At 47.7% G+C, this 21,651-nt stretch carries 21 protein-coding genes and 1 tRNA gene; 18 read left to right on the top strand and 4 right to left on the bottom strand.

Annotated elements, in window-relative coordinates; genetic code table 11:
• Positions 1–396 precede the first annotated feature (396 nt).
• From dnaA to gyrA, 6 genes are all read left to right on the top strand, one after another.
• The gene (gene dnaA / locus Q5911_RS13815; RefSeq protein ID WP_076779861.1) at positions 397–1,773 is read left to right on the top strand and encodes a chromosomal replication initiator protein DnaA; all 1,377 of its coding nucleotides are present in this window, start codon (positions 397–399) and stop codon (positions 1,771–1,773) included.
• A gap of 287 nt (positions 1,774–2,060) precedes the next feature.
• Positions 2,061–3,167, top strand: a complete 1,107-nt coding sequence (gene dnaN, locus Q5911_RS13810; RefSeq protein WP_226395522.1) for a DNA polymerase III subunit beta — start codon at positions 2,061–2,063, stop codon at positions 3,165–3,167.
• Between the two features lie 12 nt (positions 3,168–3,179).
• Positions 3,180–3,389: an RNA-binding S4 domain-containing protein gene (locus tag Q5911_RS13805; RefSeq protein WP_076779857.1), complete on the top strand. Its 210-nt coding sequence runs from the start codon at positions 3,180–3,182 to the stop codon at positions 3,387–3,389.
• Complete coding sequence (recF, locus tag Q5911_RS13800) at positions 3,379–4,476, top strand: DNA replication/repair protein RecF (RefSeq protein WP_303183633.1); 1,098 nt, start codon at positions 3,379–3,381, stop codon at positions 4,474–4,476. The genes Q5911_RS13805 and recF overlap by 11 nt, the downstream gene beginning before the upstream one ends.
• Positions 4,477–4,485: 9 nt before the next feature.
• Complete coding sequence (gyrB, locus tag Q5911_RS13795; protein ID WP_303183631.1) at positions 4,486–6,420, top strand: DNA topoisomerase (ATP-hydrolyzing) subunit B; 1,935 nt, start codon at positions 4,486–4,488, stop codon at positions 6,418–6,420.
• A gap of 14 nt (positions 6,421–6,434) precedes the next feature.
• A complete protein-coding gene (gene gyrA / locus Q5911_RS13790) occupies positions 6,435–8,933 on the top strand; it encodes a DNA gyrase subunit A (protein WP_303183629.1) in 2,499 nt (832 codons plus the stop codon).
• Between the two features lie 93 nt (positions 8,934–9,026).
• On the opposite strand, the gene Q5911_RS13785 is transcribed toward gyrA, so the two are convergent.
• Entirely contained in the window at positions 9,027–9,494 is a 468-nt protein-coding gene (locus Q5911_RS13785; RefSeq protein ID WP_303183627.1) for a C-GCAxxG-C-C family protein, read from the bottom strand.
• A 281-nt stretch (positions 9,495–9,775) separates the two neighbouring features.
• Between Q5911_RS13785 and Q5911_RS13780 the strand changes: the two genes are divergently transcribed.
• The 7 genes from Q5911_RS13780 to Q5911_RS13750 all read left to right on the top strand — a co-directional run bounded on the left by Q5911_RS13780 (position 9,776) and on the right by Q5911_RS13750 (position 15,470).
• Entirely contained in the window at positions 9,776–10,228 is a 453-nt protein-coding gene (locus Q5911_RS13780; protein ID WP_303183625.1) for a DUF2975 domain-containing protein, read from the top strand.
• 63 nt (positions 10,229–10,291) lie between these two features.
• Positions 10,292–10,525 (top strand): helix-turn-helix domain-containing protein, encoded by a 234-nt coding sequence (locus tag Q5911_RS13775; RefSeq protein ID WP_076779825.1) that lies wholly within the window; start codon positions 10,292–10,294, stop codon positions 10,523–10,525.
• 22 nt (positions 10,526–10,547) lie between these two features.
• The gene (locus tag Q5911_RS13770; protein ID WP_303183622.1) at positions 10,548–12,050 is read left to right on the top strand and encodes a DUF4153 domain-containing protein; all 1,503 of its coding nucleotides are present in this window, start codon (positions 10,548–10,550) and stop codon (positions 12,048–12,050) included.
• 72 nt (positions 12,051–12,122) lie between these two features.
• Positions 12,123–13,595: a UbiD family decarboxylase gene (locus Q5911_RS13765; RefSeq protein ID WP_303183620.1), complete on the top strand. Its 1,473-nt coding sequence runs from the start codon at positions 12,123–12,125 to the stop codon at positions 13,593–13,595.
• Complete coding sequence (locus Q5911_RS13760; RefSeq protein WP_303183618.1) at positions 13,585–14,172, top strand: UbiX family flavin prenyltransferase; 588 nt, start codon at positions 13,585–13,587, stop codon at positions 14,170–14,172. Before Q5911_RS13765 ends, Q5911_RS13760 begins: the two co-directional genes overlap by 11 nt.
• Positions 14,173–14,198: 26 nt before the next feature.
• Positions 14,199–14,552 (top strand): prenylated flavin chaperone LpdD, encoded by a 354-nt coding sequence (locus Q5911_RS13755; RefSeq protein WP_303183616.1) that lies wholly within the window; start codon positions 14,199–14,201, stop codon positions 14,550–14,552.
• A gap of 21 nt (positions 14,553–14,573) precedes the next feature.
• A complete protein-coding gene (locus Q5911_RS13750; RefSeq protein WP_303183614.1) occupies positions 14,574–15,470 on the top strand; it encodes an alpha/beta hydrolase in 897 nt (298 codons plus the stop codon).
• Positions 15,471–15,533: 63 nt separating this feature from the next.
• On the opposite strand, the gene Q5911_RS13745 is transcribed toward Q5911_RS13750, so the two are convergent.
• From Q5911_RS13745 to Q5911_RS13735, 3 genes are read right to left on the bottom strand one after another with little or no spacing between them, the layout of a single operon-like run.
• Positions 15,534–16,262 carry a hypothetical protein gene (locus tag Q5911_RS13745; protein ID WP_303183612.1) on the bottom strand — a complete coding sequence of 243 codons (729 nt, stop codon included), beginning with the start codon at positions 16,260–16,262 and terminating at the stop codon, positions 15,534–15,536.
• A gap of 27 nt (positions 16,263–16,289) precedes the next feature.
• Entirely contained in the window at positions 16,290–17,150 is an 861-nt protein-coding gene (locus Q5911_RS13740; protein WP_303183610.1) for an ABC transporter ATP-binding protein, read from the bottom strand.
• Positions 17,147–17,515: a GntR family transcriptional regulator gene (locus tag Q5911_RS13735; RefSeq protein ID WP_076779809.1), complete on the bottom strand. Its 369-nt coding sequence runs from the start codon at positions 17,513–17,515 to the stop codon at positions 17,147–17,149. Before Q5911_RS13735 ends, Q5911_RS13740 begins: the two co-directional genes overlap by 4 nt.
• Before the next feature lie 224 nt (positions 17,516–17,739).
• On the opposite strand from Q5911_RS13735, the gene Q5911_RS13730 reads away from it, so the two are divergent.
• The 5 genes from Q5911_RS13730 to Q5911_RS13710 all read left to right on the top strand — a co-directional run bounded on the left by Q5911_RS13730 (position 17,740) and on the right by Q5911_RS13710 (position 21,397).
• Positions 17,740–18,582: a fumarate hydratase gene (locus tag Q5911_RS13730; protein WP_281724492.1), complete on the top strand. Its 843-nt coding sequence runs from the start codon at positions 17,740–17,742 to the stop codon at positions 18,580–18,582.
• Between the two features lie 13 nt (positions 18,583–18,595).
• Positions 18,596–19,144: a Fe-S-containing hydro-lyase gene (locus tag Q5911_RS13725; RefSeq protein ID WP_076779806.1), complete on the top strand. Its 549-nt coding sequence runs from the start codon at positions 18,596–18,598 to the stop codon at positions 19,142–19,144.
• Positions 19,145–19,165: 21 nt separating this feature from the next.
• Complete coding sequence (locus Q5911_RS13720) at positions 19,166–19,876, top strand: lysophospholipid acyltransferase family protein (protein ID WP_303183607.1); 711 nt, start codon at positions 19,166–19,168, stop codon at positions 19,874–19,876.
• 36 nt (positions 19,877–19,912) lie between these two features.
• The gene (locus Q5911_RS13715; protein WP_076779802.1) at positions 19,913–21,274 is read left to right on the top strand and encodes an MATE family efflux transporter; all 1,362 of its coding nucleotides are present in this window, start codon (positions 19,913–19,915) and stop codon (positions 21,272–21,274) included.
• 35 nt (positions 21,275–21,309) lie between these two features.
• Positions 21,310–21,397: transfer RNA gene (locus Q5911_RS13710), tRNA-Ser, on the top strand.
• The last annotated feature ends 254 nt before the right edge of the window (positions 21,398–21,651 follow it).

The following is a 21,651-nucleotide window of genomic DNA, read 5'->3' as shown; positions in this document are numbered from 1 at the left end:
ATTGTTCCGTGCTGCGCACTCTCACAATCCTACCCAATATTCGCATATCGTGGGATATACATCCCACTTTTATGCTCATATCGGGGCGGGTCCCAAGGTCTATCACCCACTTATGAGCAAGCTCATGTGGGCTTAGACCTTTTGACCCTGGCATCGTATAATATAGGAAGAAAAGTTATCAACAAAATGTGGATATCTTTCGGTAATTATGTGGATAACAAGGAAAATAATGTGGATTTTCAAGCTCAAAGGCTCTGTTTTACGCACTTTCTCTTTTTTCAAAACTTATCCACCCTTATTTTTCATTGCCTAATACCTTATTTTGATGTAAAATAGATAAGAATAAGCATATGATACAATGCATGAAATGTATGTTAGATTAGGAGTTATTTTGTAATGAACATCGTAGAAGAAAAATGGCCGGAAATTATAGAACATCTCAGAGTAGAGCATGAGCTCTCCAACGTGTCTTTCAACACCTGGATCAAACCTCTGAAGGTGTATAAAGTAGTAGATCATACGGTTTTCATTCTTGTCAATATGAATGCAAGCGTTGAGTACATTGATAAAAAATACAGGCTCCCTCTGAAGGTTTCCATTGCTGAGATCACAGAGAAGGAATTTGAGGTCGTTCTTGTGTCGGAAGATGACGACCGCCTGGACGAGATCATGGAGATGGCTTCAAAAGCATCTGAAAAGAAACGTACAAAGACTGCTGCTCAGAAGGCAGGGCTTAACCCCAAATATACATTTGATACGTTTGTTGTGGGAGGAAACAACAGTTTCGCCCACGCAGCCTCCCTGGCAGTTGCAGAGTCTCCGGGCGAAGTGTACAATCCCCTTTTCCTCTACGGAGGAGTTGGACTTGGAAAAACCCATCTGATGCACTCAGTGGCTCATTTTATTCTGGATAAAAATCCTAAGAAAAAAGTTCTTTACGTGACCAGCGAGACGTTTACGAACGAACTGATCCAGGCGCTGAAGAATCCAAAAGAAAATTCCATGTCGGATTTCCGCGATAAATATCGGAACAACGACGTACTCTTGATCGACGATATCCAGTTTATCATAGGAAAAGAGAGTACCCAGGAAGAATTCTTCCACACCTTCAACCACCTGCACACGGCAGGAAAACAGATCATCATCTCCAGCGACCGTCCTCCGAAAGATATCGAGACGCTGGAGGCAAGGCTGCGCACCAGATTTGAGTGGGGACTGATCGCGGACATCTCCGCACCAGATTATGAGACAAGGATGGCCATTCTGCAGAAGAAGATTGAGATGGATTCTCTGCAGAAATACAATATTCCTGACGATGTACTGGAATATATCGCCACAAATGTCAAGACAAACATCCGTGAGCTGGAGGGATCTCTCAACAAACTGATCGCTCTCTACAAGCTCCAAAACACCCAGGAGGCTATCGACATTCCCCTTGCGGCTGAAGCCCTGAAGGACATTATCTCTTCCCAGGCAAACCGGGAGGTGACACCGGAACTGATCCTGGATGTTGTCTCCGAGCATTTCGGAATCAGCATCGCAGATCTTAAGAGCAGCAAGAGGACCGCTGAGATCGCGATTCCCCGCCAGATATTCATGTATCTGTGCCGGGACATGACATCCGCCTCCCTGAAAGTGATGGGTATCGTCCTTGGAGGAAAGGATCACTCCACCATCAACCACGGTATCAAAAAGATACAGGCTGAGATCAAGGAGAACGAAAGCCTCAGCAACACCATTGATATAATAAAGAAAAAGATCAATCCTGTTTAGTATCCTTTCAGGATGTGGACAACATGTGGAAATGTTGTGAAAAACTATGTGGACGGACTGTGCATAGGACAGATAAACAATTCCTTTATCAAAAACACAAAAAAGTTTTCCTATGTCCATCCACATGTAAATTTTATGATTTCCACAGTGTTTTGAAATCGTGTGAGGCTTGAAAATACTGGCTTTGGAAGGCTTTTCCACTCTTTCCCAAGCCCTACTACGAAGAAGACGGAAAATCTATTATATATTTATCTATTGCAGACGCGCGAAAGGAGTTATACACAGCTATGAAAATCATATGCAGTAAAGCAGATCTTGTAAAAGGAGTCAGCATCGTATCCAAAGCAGTTCCTTCTAAGACAACAATGCCCATTCTTGAATGTATACTTATTGATGCCACAGTAGACATTATCAAGCTGACAGCCAATGATATGGAACTTGGCATTCAGACAGAGATAGACGGAGATATCAGAGAACATGGAATGATCGCTATAGACGCAAAGATTTTTTCAGAGATCGTCCGCAAACTTCCTGACAGCGATATTGTTATAGAGACAGATGAAAAAGATCAGATGACCATCACCTGCGAGAAGGCCAAATTCGATATTATGGGAAGATCCGGGGAAGATTTCTCCTATCTCCCTGTCATTGAAAAGACAGAGACCGTCACCATCTCCCAGTTCACACTGAAAGAAGTGATCCGTCAGACGATCTTCTCCATTGCAGACAATGAGAGCAACAAACTGATGACAGGGGAGCTTTTTGAAATTTCAAACGGCATGCTCAGAGTTGTATCTCTGGACGGACACCGCATCTCCATCCGCAGGATCGAACTGAAGGATGAGTGTCAGGATCACAAGATCGTTGTTCCTGGAAAGACTCTCACCGAGATCAGCAAGATCCTTTCCGGAGAAGCGGAGAGTCAGGTGAGCATGTACTTTACCGGCAACCATATTGTATTTGAATTTGACAGGACCGTGGTCGTGTCCCGTCTGATCGAGGGAGAGTACTTCAAGATCGACCAGATGCTCTCCAGCGACTACGAGACAAAAGTAAGGATCAACAAGAGAGACTTTTTGAACTGTATAGACAGGGCGACTCTGCTGGTAAAAGAGGGAGATAAAAAGCCTATTATCATCAATATCGGCGATGATGTGATGGAACTGCGGATCAAATCCCAGTTTGGATCCATGAACGAAGATATTATGATCACCAAAGAAGGAAAAGATCTGATGATCGGATTTAACCCGAAATTCCTCATCGATGCCCTCAGGGTCATCGACGATGAGGAAGTGGATCTCTATCTTATGAATGCAAAAGCTCCGTGCTTTATCAAAGATGAGACAGAGAGTTATATCTATCTGATCCTTCCGGTCAATTTTAACGCGATCTAGGAGAGTGATTTTATGCAGAGTTTACATCTCAGAGATGAATTTATTAAACTGGGGCAGGCCCTGAAGGCGGCCGGCCTTGTGGAGTCCGGTGTGGAGGCCAAAGAGGTCATCCAGGAAGGGCTTGTGAAAGTAAACGGCCAGACAGATACGAGGCGCGGGAAAAAGCTTTACCCGGGAGATATCGTTTCTTATAACGGAGAAGAAATAAAAATTGAAAATTAGATCTTTAAAACTTAAGGACTTCAGAAATTATGACCTTCTGAAGCTGGAGCCCTGCGGATCTACCAATATTTTTTACGGGAACAATGCCCAGGGAAAGACCAATATCCTGGAGGCTGTCTACATGTGCGGGACCACAAAGTCACACAGAGGAACCAGGGACAGGGACATGATCCGCTTTGGGCAGGATGAGTCCCACATTGAAGCGGTCATTGAGAAAAGGGGAATTCCATATCAGATCGATATGCATCTCAAGAAAAACAGTCCCAAAGGCATAGCAGTCAATAAAATGCCGATAAGAAAGGCAAGTGAACTGTTTGGCATCGTAAACATTGTTTTCTTTTCTCCGGAGGATCTGAATATTATCAAAAACGGACCCTCCGAGAGAAGAAGATTTATAGATCTTGAGCTTTCGCAGCTCGATAAAGTATATCTGAGCAATTTATCAAACTATAACCGCATTGTAAACCAGAGGAATCATCTCCTCAAGGATCTGGCCCGTCAGGAGTCGGGCGGCAGTTCGCTTGCGGAGACGCTTGATATCTGGGATATGCAGCTTGCAGGCTACGGTGAAAAGATCATAAAAGCCAGAAAAAAATTCATGGTCCAGGTGAATGATATCATTTCTGATATACACAGAAAACTTACCGGGGGCCTGGAAAACATAGAGGTAAAATACGAGCCTGACACAAAGGGGGAGCCCCTCCAGGAAGCCTTGAGAAGAGGGCGGGAGAGGGACCTTCGCATGAGGAGCACCGGGTGCGGACCCCACAGGGACGATATCTGTTTTATGACAAACGGGATCGATATCCGGAAATTCGGTTCCCAGGGACAGCAGCGGACAGCTGCCCTCTCCCTGAAACTTTCCGAGATAGAGCTTGTGAGGCTGCTCACAAAAGATACGCCCATCCTGCTTCTTGACGATGTGCTGTCTGAGCTTGACAAACACAGGCAAAACTATCTATTGGACAGTATTCACGACATACAGGCTCTTATCACCTGTACAGGTGTAGATGAATTTGTAAACCATCGATTTTCTATCAATAAAGTATTTCATGTCCATCAGGGGCATGTCACCATGGAAAACTAGGAGGAGATTATGAGTACAGAAAAAGTACAGCACGAGTATGGGGCGGATGAAATCCAGATCCTGGAAGGACTGGAGGCCGTCAGAAAACGCCCGGGAATGTATATTGGAAGTACATCGGCAAGAGGACTCCACCATCTTGTCTATGAGATTGTGGACAATTCTGTGGATGAGGCTCTGGCAGGTTTCTGCGATGAGATCCATGTACAGATCAACAAGGACAACTCGGTCACTGTCACAGACAATGGGCGGGGCATTCCTGTTGGAATCAACCACAAGGCAGGCATCCCGGCTGTGGAAGTTGTATTTACTGTGCTCCACGCAGGAGGAAAGTTCGGCGGAGGAGGATACAAGGTATCCGGCGGTCTCCACGGTGTGGGAGCTTCTGTCGTGAACGCTCTCTCCAACTGGCTGGAAGTGGAGATCTACCATGATGGAAAGATTTACAAACAGAGATATGAGCGCGGAAAAGTGATCAACAAGCTGGAGATCGTAGGAGACTGCCAGGAGGAAAAGACCGGCACAAGAGTCACATTTCTGCCGGATGACACCATATTTGAGGAGACAGTCTTTGATTTTGACGTGCTGAAAAGAAGACTCAGAGAGATGGCATTTCTGACAAGAGGACTGAAGATCGTTCTCATAGATGACAGGCCGGAAGAGGGACCTGTGAAAAAAGAGTTCCACTATGAGGGCGGTATCAAGGAGTTTGTCACCTATCTGAACCGGAGCAGCACACCTCTCTATGAGGATGTCATTTACTGTGAGGGAATGGTGAACAATGTGCAGGTGGAAGTAGCCATGCAGCACAACGATTCCTACACAGATAATACCTACGGGTTTGTAAATAATATTACCACTCCGGAGGGCGGAACCCACATTGTCGGCTTCCGGAATGCACTGACCAAGACATTTAACGATTACGCGAGAAAAAATAAATTGCTGAAAGACAGCGAGCCGAATCTGTCCGGCGAGGATATCAGGGAAGGCCTGACAGCCATCGTCAGCGTCAAGATCGAGGAGCCTCAGTTTGAGGGACAGACAAAGCAGAAGCTTGGAAACAGCGAGGCAAGGGGAGCTGTGGACAATGTAGTGAGCAAGCAGCTGGAGATCTACTTAGAGCAGAATCCGACGATCGCAAAGACCACAGTGGAGAAATCCGTTCTTGCCCAGAGGGCAAGGGAGGCGGCCAGAAAGGCCAGGGATCTGACAAGAAGAAAGTCAGCGCTGGACGGCATGTCTCTTCCGGGTAAGCTGGCGGACTGTTCAGACAAGGACCCGGCCAACTGTGAGATTTATATCGTGGAGGGAGATTCTGCCGGCGGGTCTGCCAAGACAGCCAGGGATCGGGCCACACAGGCCATCCTTCCTCTCCGAGGAAAGATCCTCAATGTGGAGAAGGCAAGGCTGGACAAGATCTACGCCAACGCGGAGATCAAGGCCATGATCACAGCCTTCGGGACAGGCATACACGAGGACTTTGATATTTCCAAACTCCGGTATCACAAGATCATCATTATGACAGATGCGGATGTGGACGGCGCACATATCAGTACGCTGCTTCTGACCTTTATGTACCGCTTCATGCCGGAGCTGATCAAGCAGGGCTATGTATATCTGGCGAAACCGCCTCTCTATAAACTGGAGAAAAATAAAAAAGTCTGGTACGCCTACAGCGATGAGGAGCTGGATTCCATTCTCCGGGAAGTGGGACGAGATACCAACAACAAGATCCAGCGCTACAAAGGTCTGGGAGAGATGGATGCAGACCAGCTCTGGGAGACCACCATGGATCCGCACCACCGCATCCTGATGAGAGTGACTATGGACGAGGAGACTACGTCCGAACTGGATCTGACTTTTACGACTCTGATGGGAGATAAAGTAGAGCCAAGGCGGGAGTTCATAGAGGAAAACGCAAAATACGTGCAGAATCTGGACGTATAGAAAGGTAGAAGACAATGGAAGATAATATTTTTGATAAAGTCCAGGAAGTAGACCTGAAGGAGAGAATGGAAAAATTTTACATCGACTACGCCATGAGTGTTATCGCTTCCAGAGCCCTTCCCGATGTAAGAGACGGTCTGAAGCCGGTGCAGAGGAGAATTCTGTATTCCATGATCGAGCTGAACAACGGTCCTGACAAGCCCCACAGAAAATGTGCCCGTATTGTCGGTGACACGATGGGTAAATACCACCCCCATGGGGACAGCTCCATCTACGGAGCCCTGGTAAATATGGCCCAGGACTGGTCTACCAGATATCCTCTTGTGGACGGACACGGAAACTTCGGTTCAGTGGACGGGGACGGCGCGGCCGCCATGAGGTACACGGAAGCCCGGCTGAGCAAGATTTCCATGGAGCTGACAGCGGACATCAACAAGGATACGGTAGATTTTACGCCCAACTTTGACGAGACAGAGAAGGAGCCGACAGTCCTGCCATCCAGATTTCCCAATCTCCTTGTAAACGGAACATCCGGTATTGCCGTGGGAATGGCCACAAACATCCCGCCCCACAATCTGCGGGAGGTCATTGACGCGGTGGTGAAGATCATCGATGACCAGATCGCGGACAAGGAAACGACCACCATGGAGGAGATCCTGCAGATCATCAAGGGACCTGACTTCCCCACAGGAGCTATGATCCTGGGGACAAGGGGTATTGAGGAGGCTTACCGGACAGGCCGGGGCAAGATCCGGGTGCGGGCCGTGACAGACATTGAGACAATGCCAAACGGCAAGAGCAGGATCATTGTCACAGAGCTTCCCTATATGGTCAACAAGGCAAGGCTCATCGAGAAGATCGCCGAGCTTGTGCGGGATAAAAAGATCGATGGCATTACAGAGCTCAGTGATCAGTCCAGCCGGGAAGGCATGAGAGTGTGCATTGAACTCAGAAGAGATGCCAACGCAAACGTGATCTTAAACCAGCTCTACAAACATACCCAGCTTCAGGATACTTTTGGTGTCATCATGCTGGCACTGGTAAACAATGAGCCGAAAGTTATGAATCTTCTCGATATGCTGAACTACTATCTGCAGCATCAGGAAGAAGTGGTGACAAGGCGCACAAAATACGAGCTCAATAAGGCGGAGGAGCGCGCCCACATTCTTAAAGGACTGCTTATCGCCCTTGACCACATCGACGAAGTGATCCAGATCATCCGCAGCTCTGCCAATGTGCAGGATGCCAAGGCGGAATTGATGAAACGCTTTGATCTCTCTGACGCCCAGTCCCAGGCTATTGTGGATATGCGTCTTAGAGCTCTGACAGGTCTGGAAAGAGAGAAGCTGGAGAACGAGTACAATGAGCTGATGAAGCGTATCGGCGAGTTGAAGGCGATCCTGGCTGACAGAAAGGTCCTTCTTGGCGTGATCAAAGAAGAGATCCTTGTCATCAAAGATAAATACGGAGATGACAGAAGGACAAAGATCGGATTTGACGAGTTTGACATTTCCATGGAGGATCTGATTCCCAAGGAGAATGTCGTCATCACCATGACAAAACTTGGCTATATCAAGCGCATGTCTGAGGATACCTTTAAGTCCCAGCACAGAGGAGGAAAAGGCATCAAAGGCATGCAGACCATAGACTCTGACTATGTGGAAGAGCTGTTTATGACACATACCCATCACTATATCATGTTCTTCACTACGACAGGACGCGTCTACAGGTTAAAGGGATACGAGATACCTGAGGCAGGCAGGACTGCAAGGGGAACAGCCATCATTAATCTGCTCCAGCTGCAGCCGGAGGAGAAGATCACAGCTGTCATTCCCATTGACGAGTACCGTGACGGGGAATACCTTTTCATGGCTACAAGAAAGGGACTTGTGAAGAAGACTCCTCTGAAGGAGTATGCGAATGTGAGAAAGACCGGACTTGCCGCTATCACCCTGCGGGATGACGATGAGCTGATCGAAGTGAAGTATACAGACAACCAGAAAGACATTATCCTGGCTACCAAGTATGGACAGTGCATCCGCTTCCATGAGACAGATGTGAGACCTACAGGAAGAACATCTATGGGTGTGCGGGGCATGAATCTGACAGACCACGATGAGATCATCGGCATGCAGCTTTCCTCCCAGGGAACTCACCTGCTGACTGTATCTGAAAAGGGTATGGGCAAGCGCACAGCAATGGAAGAATTCTCTCCCCAGAACAGAGGAGGAAAAGGTGTTAAATGCTACAAGATCACAGAGAAGACAGGAAATGTAGTAGGCATCAAAGCTGTGGACGAAGATGATGAGATCATGATCATCAATACAGAAGGCATTGTGATCCGCATGAAGTGCAGCAGCATCTCCATCCTTGGAAGAATAACTTCTGGTGTGAAACTGATCAATTTACAGGAAAATGATAAAGTTGCCAGCATCGCCAAGGTGAGAAAGGGAGATGAAGAGGAAGAAGAAGAGTCTGAGTCTTCGGAGAAAACAGATGATACAGATAATTAAATAAAGTCCATAAAAAGGACTGGCACACGCTGTTTGAAAGAGGTGTGCCAGTCCTTTTATATTCCTGACTTAAAATTGTACATAAGAGAGGACTTAACAGACATCCTGAAATCTGCTGTCTTTCAGGTTGTTCAGAATGATCTCAGCTGTCTTTACCACTGTGCCGGAAACCATTTTTGTGCAATGTGCTTTTCTCTCCGGTGACTGTTTCTCCATTCCTCTTGTAAGCACGCGGCAGCAGGCAGCGCCATAGTTCCCTTTAAAGAAATCGTGGAGTTCGTTGCAGAGCTTAAAGCAGAGCTGATTACGCGGATCGCCCGGCTCTGTGCGCCCGTAGAAGTAGCCGATGCACATGGTCCCTCCGGCCAGAGCGCCGCAGATGCATCCCGCTCCTCCAAGGCCCCATGGAAATCCGGAACTCATGGCAATGGCGTCATCGGACATCTCAAGTTCAAAATTTTTCTTAATTGCATAGATGACAGATTCAGAGCAGGTAAAACCGGAATTGAAAATATGTACGGCATCCTCCCTCAATTTCTCCATATCGATCGATGTATTCATAGAAAAAACCTCCTTTTGTAGATATTATAGGACGGAGGGGATAAAACTGCAATTGGGGACGTAATATTTTGAAAAAATATTACGTCCCCAATTGCAGTTTTACCTGTGTTATTGTGTATCATCTCCCTTGTATTGTTGGAATGTGTGCTCAATTGAACTTGAAATTTATTGAAAAACGATAAATATATATTGAAAAACGATTTTTAATATGATATATTCCTCTTAGATAGCAGAAGAGCAAAATGAAATGAAACGTAAAATGAGAAGGGAGAGATAGATGTATGCGGAATGAAAAGATCATCAGAGCGACAAAAGGAGTGCTGGATTTTATGTTTTTCTCAGGGATTGCTGTGGTTGTGACGCTTCCCTGGACGCTGAAGCTGGCGGGAAGATATTATGACGATACTCTGCAGGAGCAGTATATCCCCATGCTGCTTACACTGGCAGTTTCCGGAATATTCGGAATATTGATCGTCAGCCAGTTGCGAAAGATGATGGAGACAGTTGTGAATGGCTCCTGTTTTGTCTATGAGAATGTAAAAAGCTTGCGTCTGATGACAAGGTTCAGCCTCTGTATCACAGCAGCTTTTCTATTGGAAATGTTTTTTGTACCCACGATCGCGGCAGTGGTGATCGCAGTGATCTTTTTTGTGGCGGCGCTGTTCAGCCAGGTCCTGTCGCAGGTCTTTGGGGAAGCGGTCCGGTATAAGGAGGAGAACGACCTGACAATTTGATGGAGAAGAAGATGGCATATGCATATATATACATGCGGAGCAAACAGCAGGAGGTGAGGGAGCATGGCGATCGTGATTGATTTAGATGTGGTCATGGCACAGAGAAAAATGGGTGTAAAGGAGCTGGCAGAGAAAATAGATATTACAATGGCCAATCTTTCGATATTGAAAAATAATAAGGCAAAAGCGGTCAGATTTACGACTCTGGACGCGCTGTGCCGGGAACTGGGCTGTCAGCCGGGAGATATTTTAAAATATGTGCCGGATGAAGAAAAAGACAGTGATGAAGAAAAATAGAGGAACAGAAAGGTGGGAGCATATGGAGAATAGCAGGTCAGATACAAGGAAATCGAAATTTGTAGAAAATAATCGCTATTTTGCAGGAATCAGTGTGATCTACGGCCTTCTTTTTACAGTCTTTTGTTACAAAAATCTAAATGGAATTACTTTTGTGTTGCATACAGCTATGACAGTGGGGACTGCCATCCTCTTTTTTAAGAAGCTTGGAATATCCTGCAATAGGGAATTCTTTCCATATGGGGCGGGCATCATCCTTCTTGGAATTTCCACTGTGCTGACAGACTCTGGATTTCTTGTGGTCTTTAACTGGGCAGGGATCATGCTCCTTTTTATGGCGGGAATGATCCGATGTTTCTGCGGGGAGGGAGAGTGGAACTTCTTTTCCTACTTAAAGATGATCGTGATGATGGGCATAAAAACAGTGGTCTTTTCCTTCCACATATTCAACCTAAAGGACCTGAAAAAAGGAGGAAGAGAAGGGGAGAAAGAAGAGGAAAAGAGAGAAAAAATGCGATCTGTACTTGTGGGGATCGTGATAGCTTTTGTCCTGCTTATCGTTATCTTTCCGCTTCTGGCAAGCTCAGACCGGGTTTTCGCAGCCATTTTTGAAAACATATTCCAGATGCCGGAGAATCTGCATATCAGTTCTGTAGTTGTCATTGTGTGCATGACCCTGTTTGGGATCCTGATCATCTACGGCGTATTCTATGCCTTTGCTGCAGGCGAATGCTGCCCGAAAGAGAAAAAAAGAAGGAATTATGAAGCAGTCACAGGCATAACATTTACCGGCATGATTGCTGCTGTCTATGTTCTGTACTGCTTCGTGCAGGTGTATGTTCTTTTTCTCAAAAATGACGGGGGACTTCCAGAAGGCATGACGTATGCCGGGTATGCGCAGGAAGGTTTCTGGCAGCTGCTGTTTATAGGAATGATTAATTTTGTACTTGTTATTTCAGTTGTATATTCATTCCAAAAAAATAGAATTCTGGACATTATTCTGACAGTCATATGCGGATGTACATTTATCATGACAATATCTGCCATGTACAGAATGTTCATGTATGTCCGTGTCTATCATATGACATTCCTGCGCATCCTCGTACTTTGGTTTTTGATCTTGAATCTTGTCATGATGACAGGAGTTGTGATCTTTATTTATAAGAAAAAATTTTCGCTGTTCAGGTTTGTGACGGCTGCTGTCTCCTGCGGATACATTTTGCTGTCATTTCTTCATCCTGATTATCTGGCAGTCTCCTATAATATCGGCACCATGGAGAAGATGACTGCGGCGGATGCCGTATATATGATCAGTACCTCTTCTTATGATGCAGCGCCGGCCCTTGCCGAGATCCATGTGGAAGAGCTGGACTACTCGGACGGGCTCTACACAGAGAGCATCGTGGAAAATGAGCTTCGCCAGTATTTCCGGAGAGCCCGGCAGGATGATGAAAAGCGCACCATCAGAGAGTACAATGCTTCTGTGTGGAGGGCAGCACAAGTTTCTCCGTGGAAAGAAAGTTAGAATTGATAGGAAACAAAAAAGAAGATAGAATAGAGTGAGAGAAAAAAGACAGGAACAGTAGGAGGAAATGCAATGGCAGATAAAGTAAATGATCTTCGCAGCGCGCTTGCGCTTTTAAAATCCATGCCAGGACAGCTCATCGAGACAGATGTAGAAGTAGAGCCCATGGCGGAACTCTCCGGCGTGTACCGGCACGTGGGGGCAGGCGGGACCGTCATGCGCCCCACCAAGGAAGGCCCGGCTATGATCTTTAACAATGTAAAAGGACATCCGGGGGCAAGGGTGGCTATCGGTGTGCTTGCCAGCAGAAAGAGAGTGGCAGCCCTCCTTGGGGGCAGACCGGAGGATCTGGGAACAATGCTCTGGCACAGTGTGGACAACCCCATACCGCCAGTCCTGAAAGAAGGATCAGCCCCCTGCCAGGAGGTGGTGCACAGAGCAGAGGATCCGGACTTTGATCTGTACAAATTAGTGCCGGCGCCAACCAACACGCCGGATGATGCAGGCCCCTATATCACTCTGGGAATGTGCTATGCCACCCACCCTGACACAGGGCGCAGCGATGTGACGATCCACAGACTCTGCATTCAGGGAAAGGACGAGCTCTCCATCTTTTTTACACCGGGGGCAAGGCACATTGGAGCCATGGCAGAGAGGGCGGAGCAAATGGGACAGAGGCTCCCCATCTCCATCAGCATCGGAGTAGACCCTGCCATAGAGATCGGTTCCTGCTTTGAACCGCCGACAACCCCTCTTGGGTATGATGAGCTGGCAGTGGCAGGAGCGCTGAGAAATGAGCCGGTAGAGCTCTGCAGATGTCTGACTGTCAATGAGAAAGCCATTGCAAATGCAGAGTATGTCATTGAGGGAGAAGTGGTCCCCCATGTCCGCGTGCAGGAGGATCAGAACAGCCACACAGGATACGCGATGCCGGAGTTCCCGGGCTACACCGGACCTGCCAGCGATCAGTGCTGGCTTATAAAGGTGACAGCAGTGACCCACAGGAAAAATCCCATCATGCAGACCTGTATCGGACCCAGCGAGGAGCATGTATCCATGGCCGGCATCCCCACAGAGGCCAGCATTTACGGTATGATCGAAAAAGCGATGCCGGGAAGGCTGCAGAATGTATACTGTGCTTCGCCGGGAGGAGGAAAATACATGGCTGTCCTCCAGTTCAAAAAGCTCTCACCAAGCGATGAAGGCAGACAGAGGCAGGCAGCCCTCCTTGCATTTTCAGCTTTCAGCGAGCTGAAGCACGTGTTTATTGTGGATGAGGATGTGGATTGTTTTGATATAAATGACGTACTCTGGGCGATGAACACCAGGTTCCAGGGAGATGCGGACATCATCACCATACCGGGTGTGAGATGTCATCCGCTGGATCCCTCCAATGACCCCTCCTGTTCGCCGGGGATCAGGGATCACGGCATTGCCTGCAAAACCATTTTTGACTGCACGGTTCCCTATGACCAGAAGGAACGGTTTGTGAGAGCAAGATTTATGGATGTAGATCCGGAAAGATGGACCAAAGATGCAAGATAAGGATATAAGAAAGAAAAAAATCGTTGTGGCTGCGACCGGGGCCAGCGGCATTCCGATTTTGAAGGAATGTCTGCAGATCATCCGGCAGGATCAGGAATATGAGTCAGTCCTCATTATGAGCAGGAGCGCTGTGCTCACGCTGGAACATGAGATGGACTGCAAAAAAGAGGAGATAGAAAGACTGGCAGATCAGGTATATGATCCGGAGGAAATAGGAGCCGGTCCGGCCAGCGGATCTTACAGGACAGCCGGGATGCTCATTGTTCCCTGCAGTATGAAGACAGTGGCAGGGATCTGCAGCGGGTATGCGGACAATCTGATCCTGCGGGCAGCAGACGTGACGATCAAAGAGCAGCGTCCTCTTGTCCTGGCGGCCCGGGAGACGCCCCTTAGCCCGGTTCATCTGAGAAATCTCTATGAGCTTTCAAAGATGCCGGGGGTTCGCATCATTCCGCCTATGCTGACATTCTACCAGAAGCCGGAATGTATGCAGGATATGATCCGGCACATAGCCGCGAAACTTGTGGAGCCTTTTGGCATTGAAGCGGAGGGATACCGCCGCTGGGAGGGAATCTAGCTAAACCAGGGCGGGAGGAAAAGAAAATGGAAGAAAGAATCATAGAAAAAGTCCTCTCCTTTACAAAATTGACTGTAAAGATCACAAAGATCGGAAATGATTACCACATCATCCTTGCAGGAGGAGATCGCCCACATATAGGATGTACTGTGCTGGCTATCCCCCGGCCCTCCCTCAAGGGAGACGGCAAGGTCAGCAGCACAGCCTCTGTTATCAATGTGACAGGACACAAGGACGAGTACCTGTGCCGGTATCTGGCAGAGAAAATGGCAGCAGCCCAAAATGCTGTAGTCGTATGTACAGGGGGATTTCATGCGGACGGGATCACAGAGGAGCAGATCCGGGAAGTACAGCAGGCTGTGGAAGAGATGATACTATAAAAAAGAAAAGGTCGTGAGTATATGTCTGAGACAAGTGACAAAATAAGAAAACTCTTTAAAGCAGGAGATGATATCCGGGACGCAGGTCTTAAAGAGCCGGAAGATGTGGAAAAATACCGGGATATCCGCTACGGGACAGAAGATCCCATGCAGGTGATGGATGTGTACCGCCCGGCCGGGCGGGAAGGACTGTTTCCTGTTATTGTCAGCGTCCACGGCGGAGGATGGGTGTACGGGGACAAGGAGAGATATCGATTCTACTGTATGGACCTGGCAAGGAGAGGATTTGTGGTGGTGAATTTTTCCTATCGTCTGGCGCCGGAGTACAAATTCCCGGCCCCTCTGGAAGATACCAACCTGGTCTTTAAATGGATGGCGGAGCATGGGAAGGCGTATGGCATGGATCTGGACAAGGTCTTTGCCGTGGGGGACTCGGCGGGAGGCAATATCCTTTCGCTTTACCTGGCTGCCTGCACAAATGCATCTTTCAAAGAAAAATGGGAAAAAGAGTGCAGGCTGCAGATACAGGATAGCATTTCTGTCCGTGCGGCGGCACTGAACTGCGGCGTATACAAAATAGAAAATGATATGGGAGGAGATACGCCGGCGCTGATGGAAGACTATCTGCCGGGCAAAGGGACGGAGGAAGAACTGGATATGATCAGCTCCATTTCACATATAACGGGAAACTATCCTCCTGTATTCCTCATGACCGCCTCCGGTGATTTTACACAGAGCCAGGCTCTTGCCATGGCGGAATGCCTTATGGAGCGCAAGGTTCCCTTTTTGTTCCGATTCTACGACAATGAGGCACATGATCTGAAGCATGTCTTCCACGTGGATATGAAATGTCCTCAGGCAGAGATCTGCAACGATGAGACATGCCGGTTTTTCATAGAAATTTTGAATAGAAGATAAGACCGCACAAAAGCCCTCCGGCTTTCACTTGACGGAGGGCTTTCTGTGTGTATTTGTGAGAGCTCAGATCTGAGCGCCTTTCACGGCCCGGTAACTGAGGCCTGTGATGACCAGGGAGAGGACTGTCAACGTCACCATCCCGATGAAAGGATTGCCGCTGGAAGTGTCTGAATATCCCATGATAAAGAGGAAGAAGGACATCAGCCTGGCAAAAACCTCCGGGAAAGCGACCATGAGCACAGGCATGCCGCCGACCACCAGGAGAGGAAGCCCCACTGCGATGCCGATCTTCCCGGGTTTGGGAGAGCGGTAAAAGCAGATGGATATGAGATACCCTGCCACAAAGAAGACGTACATGACAAGGAAGGAAATCACCAGCTCCACCAACAGACGCAAAACAGGACCGGCATTGTTCACATAGCCCGAGTAGAGGGTGGAGGAAATGGTCATATACGATACATTGGCGGCGGGCAGCGCTTCCAGGATATACAGAGCCAGCACATCCATGGCGGACATGACAGCGCTGAGGATCACAAGGCACATGCAGGCGCCTGCGAAAATCTTCTTTCTGGAGACACCGTTCTGCATAAACAGGTAGAAATACTCCCGGAACATGCAAAGTCCCACGATCAGACAGAAGAACTCGGAGGAAAATCCAATGCCGCTCCTCTCCGTGCCGCCTGTCACATTTAGCCCGACTATAGCGAGAGTAATGATAAGGATGATGACAAGATAGTAGACGACAAGCGCCTTTGCAAGGTCAAAACACTGATATTTTAAGATTTTTTTCATACTCTTTCACACTCCTTTCAGATCCAATTACATTGAGGTGAGCTGGATAAACAGCTTCTGCAGATCTATGGGTGACCTCTCCAGCCCCTCAGGCAGCCGCGCGCCGTCGTCGCCGCAGATGTAGACGGACTTCAGTCCTCCGATGACATCCGAGCCAATGACCTCTGCCTTGGCGGGGAGAGACGCTACATAAGAGTCTACCTGGGAGATTGTTCCGGACACGGTGCAGCTGTTTTCCAGGATGCTGTCTCTGGACTGATTTTTCAAAATTTCACCTTTTTTTATAATAATTACTTCTTCTATGACATTTGCCACTTCTTCGATCAGGTGGGTGGAGATCACTGCTGTAAATGGCTCTTCACTGTATTTCTCGATCAGCAGCCTGTAAAAGAGATCTCTGTGGTAGGCGTCCAGCCCCAGGACAGGCTCGTCGAAAAAGACATAGGGTACATTTACGGAAAGAGCCAGTATATTTCTGAAGATAGATTGATAGCCAGTGGACAGACTTTTTATTTTCTTTTTTATATTTAGTTCAAACATTTCCGAAAGTTTCAGAGCATTCGCCTCATCGAAGGAGGGATAAAATGTTTTTGTCACTTTGAAGGCATCTTTTACTTTCATGCTCTCCGGGTACAGGTTCAACTCATTGATGAGAAACATTTTTCTCAGTGCTTTGTCGTTTTCTGCGGAGGGCACGCCGTCCACGGACACATATCCCTCATTTGGATATTTGCGGTTGCTGATGATATTCAGCAGAGTGGATTTACCGGCTCCATTTCTTCCCAGAAGTCCGTAGATCTTTTCCGCCTCAAAAGTGAGGGTCACATTTCGAAGCGCCTGCGTATCTTTAAATGACTTTGATATATTTTTTACTTCAATTCCTTTCATTTAGAAAACCCCCTCTCGATCATGGCAATGACATCTTCGCTTGAGATGCCCAGTCTCCTGGCCTCGTCTATAAGGCTGCTTATATAGTTGGTATAAAATTGATCCTGTCTCTTCTTTCGAAGCTTCTGTACCGCTCCCTCTGCCACAAACATGCCAACGCCCCTTTTCTTATAAATAATGTTCTCGTCCACAAGAAGATTGATCCCCTTGAGGGCAGTAGCCGGATTGATCTTATAGTTTACGGAAAATTCAGTGATAGATGGAATCTGGGACTCTTCCGGAAAAGCCCCGGTGAGGATACCGTCCTCGATTCCCTCTGCGATCTGGATAAAAATAGGTTTATCCTGGCCTGGATTGATATTCACTCCATAGACACCTCCCTCTGCGGTTATTTAAGAAATATTTCTCTTACAGCTGTCTGCTATGGTTTATTGGTTAGTTACTTGAGTAATTAACTATATATGTATTGAAACACAGGGAAGGGAAAATGTCAATACTGGAATTGAAATATATGGATAAAGACAGTATACTAGTGAGGGAATGCGCGGGCAGAAGATGCCCATTACACTATTTACATGGGAGGAAATCAATGAGGACAGTCCAGGTAAGTGAGATAACAAAAAATATTAAAGAAATGTGTATAGAGGCAAACCATTATCTTTCCAAAGATATGGAAGCTGTTATGGAAAAGGCGGCGGAAACAGAGAAGGCGCCTCTCGGAAAGCAGATCTTAGGTCAGCTGAGGGAAAATCTTGACATCGCGGCCAAGGATATGATCCCTATCTGTCAGGACACGGGAATGGCTGTGGTCTTTCTGGAGATCGGGCAGGATGTACATCTGGAGGGAGGACTTCTGGAGGATGCAGTCAATGAAGGCGTCCGCCAGGGATACACGGAAGGGTACCTTCGCAAATCTGTGGTGGGTGATCCCATTCTCCGGGAGAATACAAAAGACAACACACCCGCTGTCATCCATACCAGGATCGTGGGCGGAGACAGAGTGAAGATCAAAGTGGCTCCCAAGGGATTTGGAAGTGAAAATATGAGCCGTGTCTTTATGCTCAAGCCGGCAGACGGACTGGAAGGAGTCAAACATGCCATACTGACCGCCGTAAAGGATGCAGGTCCCAATGCCTGTCCTCCCATGGTGGTGGGAGTCGGCGTGGGAGGCACCTTTGAAAAATGCGCCCTCATGGCAAAAGAGGCTCTGACAAGAGAGGCGGGATCTCACTCATCCATCCCCTGGGTGCGGGAGCTGGAGGAGGAGATGCTGGAGAAGGTCAACAGTCTGGGGATCGGACCAGGGGGACTGGGAGGCAGCACGACAGCCTTTGCCGTCAATGTCAATACGTATCCGACCCACATTGCAGGACTGCCGGTGGCAGTAAACATATGCTGTCATGTGAACCGGCATGTTGTGCGAGAAGTATAGGAGGGCTGAAAATATGGAAAAACATATGCATGTGCCAATGACAAAAGAGGAGGCAGCAGGCCTTAAGTCCGGGGATTACGTGTACCTTACAGGAACGATCTACACGGCCCGGGACGCTGCTCACAAGAGAATGGACGAGACCCTGGATCAGGGGAGAGACCTTCCATTTGAGATAAAGGATCAGATCATTTACTATATGGGGCCCTCCCCCGCAAGGGAAGGCCGCCCTATCGGCTCAGCGGGACCGACCACAGCGAGCCGTATGGACAGATATACCCCGCGTCTTCTGGATCTTGGACTTGGGGCCATGATCGGGAAAGGCAAGCGAACACAGGATGTGATGGACGCCATCGTGAGGAACGGATGTGTCTATTTTGCGGCTGTGGGAGGAGCAGGCGCGCTTCTGTCTAAATGTATCAAAAGATCAGAGGTGATCGCCTACGATGACCTGGGGACAGAGGCCATCCGCCGCCTGGAGGTGGAGGATTTTCCGGTCATCGTTGTCATAGACAGCGAGGGTCATAACCTCTACGAGACAGCCATCAGAGAATATCAGAAATAACACAAGAAGGAGCTTACAGAAATGAAAAGGATATTACTTATGATCTTCCGGAACATTTTCCTCGTTCCGTATGCGTGGTGCAAACTCTGCTATCACGCAGCCCACCCAGAAAAATATACGGATGAGGAGCAGTATGCCCTTCTGAAATATATTACTCTTCGGGCGAACAGAGGGGGAAATGTGAAGATCGCGGCCTATGGTGTGGAAAACATTCCCGAAGAAAACGGGTTTATGTTCTTTCCCAATCACCAGGGACTTTACGACGTATTGGCCATTATCGAGGCCTGCCCAAAACCTTTTGCCGTTGTAGCGAAGAAAGAGATCGCGAACATCCAGTTTTTGAAGCAGGTGTTTGCGTGTATGAACGCTTACATGCTGGACAGGGAGGACGTGCGCCAGGCCATGCAGGTCATCATCCACGTGACAGAGGAAGTGAAAAAGGGCCGGAATTATCTGATCTTTGCGGAGGGAACCAGGTCAAAGAACGGCAATCATCCCGGGAAATTTAAGGGAGGCAGTTTCAAATCTGCCACAAAGGCAAAATGTCCCATTGTTCCGGTGGCTCTGATCGACTCTTTCAAGCCTTTTGACACAAATACGATCAGCCCGGTCACAGTTCAGGTACATTTTCTGAAGCCTATGTACTATGAAGAGTACAAGGATATGAAGACCACAGAGATCGCAGCGGAAGTGAAGAGGCGGATCGAAGAGGTCATCGGTCAGTATGCATAAGGCTTACAATCTGATTTAAAAATATGGGGGATTTTTATGTCTGTAAAAACAGATGCTTCCCGGCAGATCACAGAGGGAGTTATATGGAAACAGCTCCTTATCTTTTTCTTTCCGATCATGCTGGGGAGCTTTTTTCAGCAACTTTACAATACAGTAGATACAGTGGTAGTAGGACAGTTTGTGGGAAAAGAAGCGCTGGCAGCAGTGGGAGGTTCCTCAGCGCAGATCGCCAGTCTCATTGTGGGATTTTTTACAGGGCTGTCTTCAGGAGCCTCTGTCATCATTGCACACTTTTTTGGGGCGAGAGACAGAAGATCTGCCAGCAAGGCAGTACATAATGCCTATGTTCTGGCTGTGGCAGGGGGAATTGTGCTGACCGTGCTTGGCGTTTTACTGACGCCGCATATGCTCTCCTTGATGAATACGCCCGAAGCGACTATGGGGGATGCAGTTCTCTATCTTCGCATCTATTTTGGGGCTCTTACTTTTACTTTCATATATAATATGGGAGCCAGCATACTGCGGGCGGCAGGGAATTCGCGCACGCCGCTCTATTATCTGATCGTATGCTGTCTTACCAATATCGTGCTGGATATATTACTGGTGGCTGGCCTTGATATGGGAGTAGCCGGAGCCGCCATTGCTACCTTCATTTCCCAGGCGCTCAGTGCCGTTCTGATCACGATCAGGCTGGCAATAGACAGGGGACCGCTGCGGATCACATGGAAAAGAATGCGCTTTACAGGATCGATCCTTGTTTCGCAGCTTAAGCTCGGGATACCTACTGCGGTTGAGTCTGTCCTGTTTGCCATTACAAATATAGCCATCCAGGCGGCCCTCAATACATTTGGAACGGATACGGCGGCAGCCTGGTCAGCTTTTGGAAAAATGGATGCCGTATTCTGGATGGTCAGCACTTCCTTTGGAATTGCCATCACTTCATTTGTAGGTCAGAACCACGGTGCAGGAAAAAGAGAAAGAGTAAAAAAGAGTACAAAAATATGCCTTCTTATGGACTTTGCCGTGTCAGCTGTCATCGTGATCGTGCTGGTCGCGCTGAGAACACCTCTTTTCCGTATGTTCACGTCGGATCAGAATGTCATTGAAATAGGGAGCCAGATGGTCCTGCTCATCACACCCTGGTATATTGTGTACGTATTTATAGAAGTGCTGGCAGGAGCTATGAGAGGTGTGGGAGATGTACTTGTGCCCATGATCATCACACTGGTTGGGATCTGCGTGCTCCGGATTGTGTGGCTTGTGGGCGCTATGGAGATATCACCTACTATCGACGCGATCATTTTCAGTTACCCGGTGACATGGATTTTGACAGCCGTGGCATTCATTGTATATTACTGGCGGAAGACGTTTTTGGAGAATAAGAAAAAAATGCGTTGACAATCAAGCAGGGGTTTAGTATAATAACTTCTGCTGGAGAAATACTCAAGAGGCCGAAGAGGCGCCCCTGCTAAGGGTGTAGGTCGGGCAACCGGCGCGAGGGTTCGAATCCCTCTTTCTCCGTTAGGCAAAAACTGCTGAGAGGCTCAGTAGTTTTTTGTTTGCCTTAGCTGGAAGAAAAACAATGGAACATATTGTGTTTCTTCTATATATAAATATACTACCAATTGAGTGTTGAGAAAAAAGAAAAAAACTTCAAAAAAAGTATTGACACAGAGAAAAACAAATGGTATTATATTTAAGCTGACTCGCGAGAGACAGCAAAAACAAAAAGAACCTTGATAACTGAACAATAGACAACGACCCTGAAAATTTCT

This window comes from Lachnoclostridium phocaeense, from assembly GCF_959599685.1.
Lineage (GTDB): Bacteria > Bacillota > Clostridia > Lachnospirales > Lachnospiraceae > Claveliimonas > Claveliimonas monacensis.
This window is presented reverse-complemented; position numbering and strand designations above follow the sequence as displayed.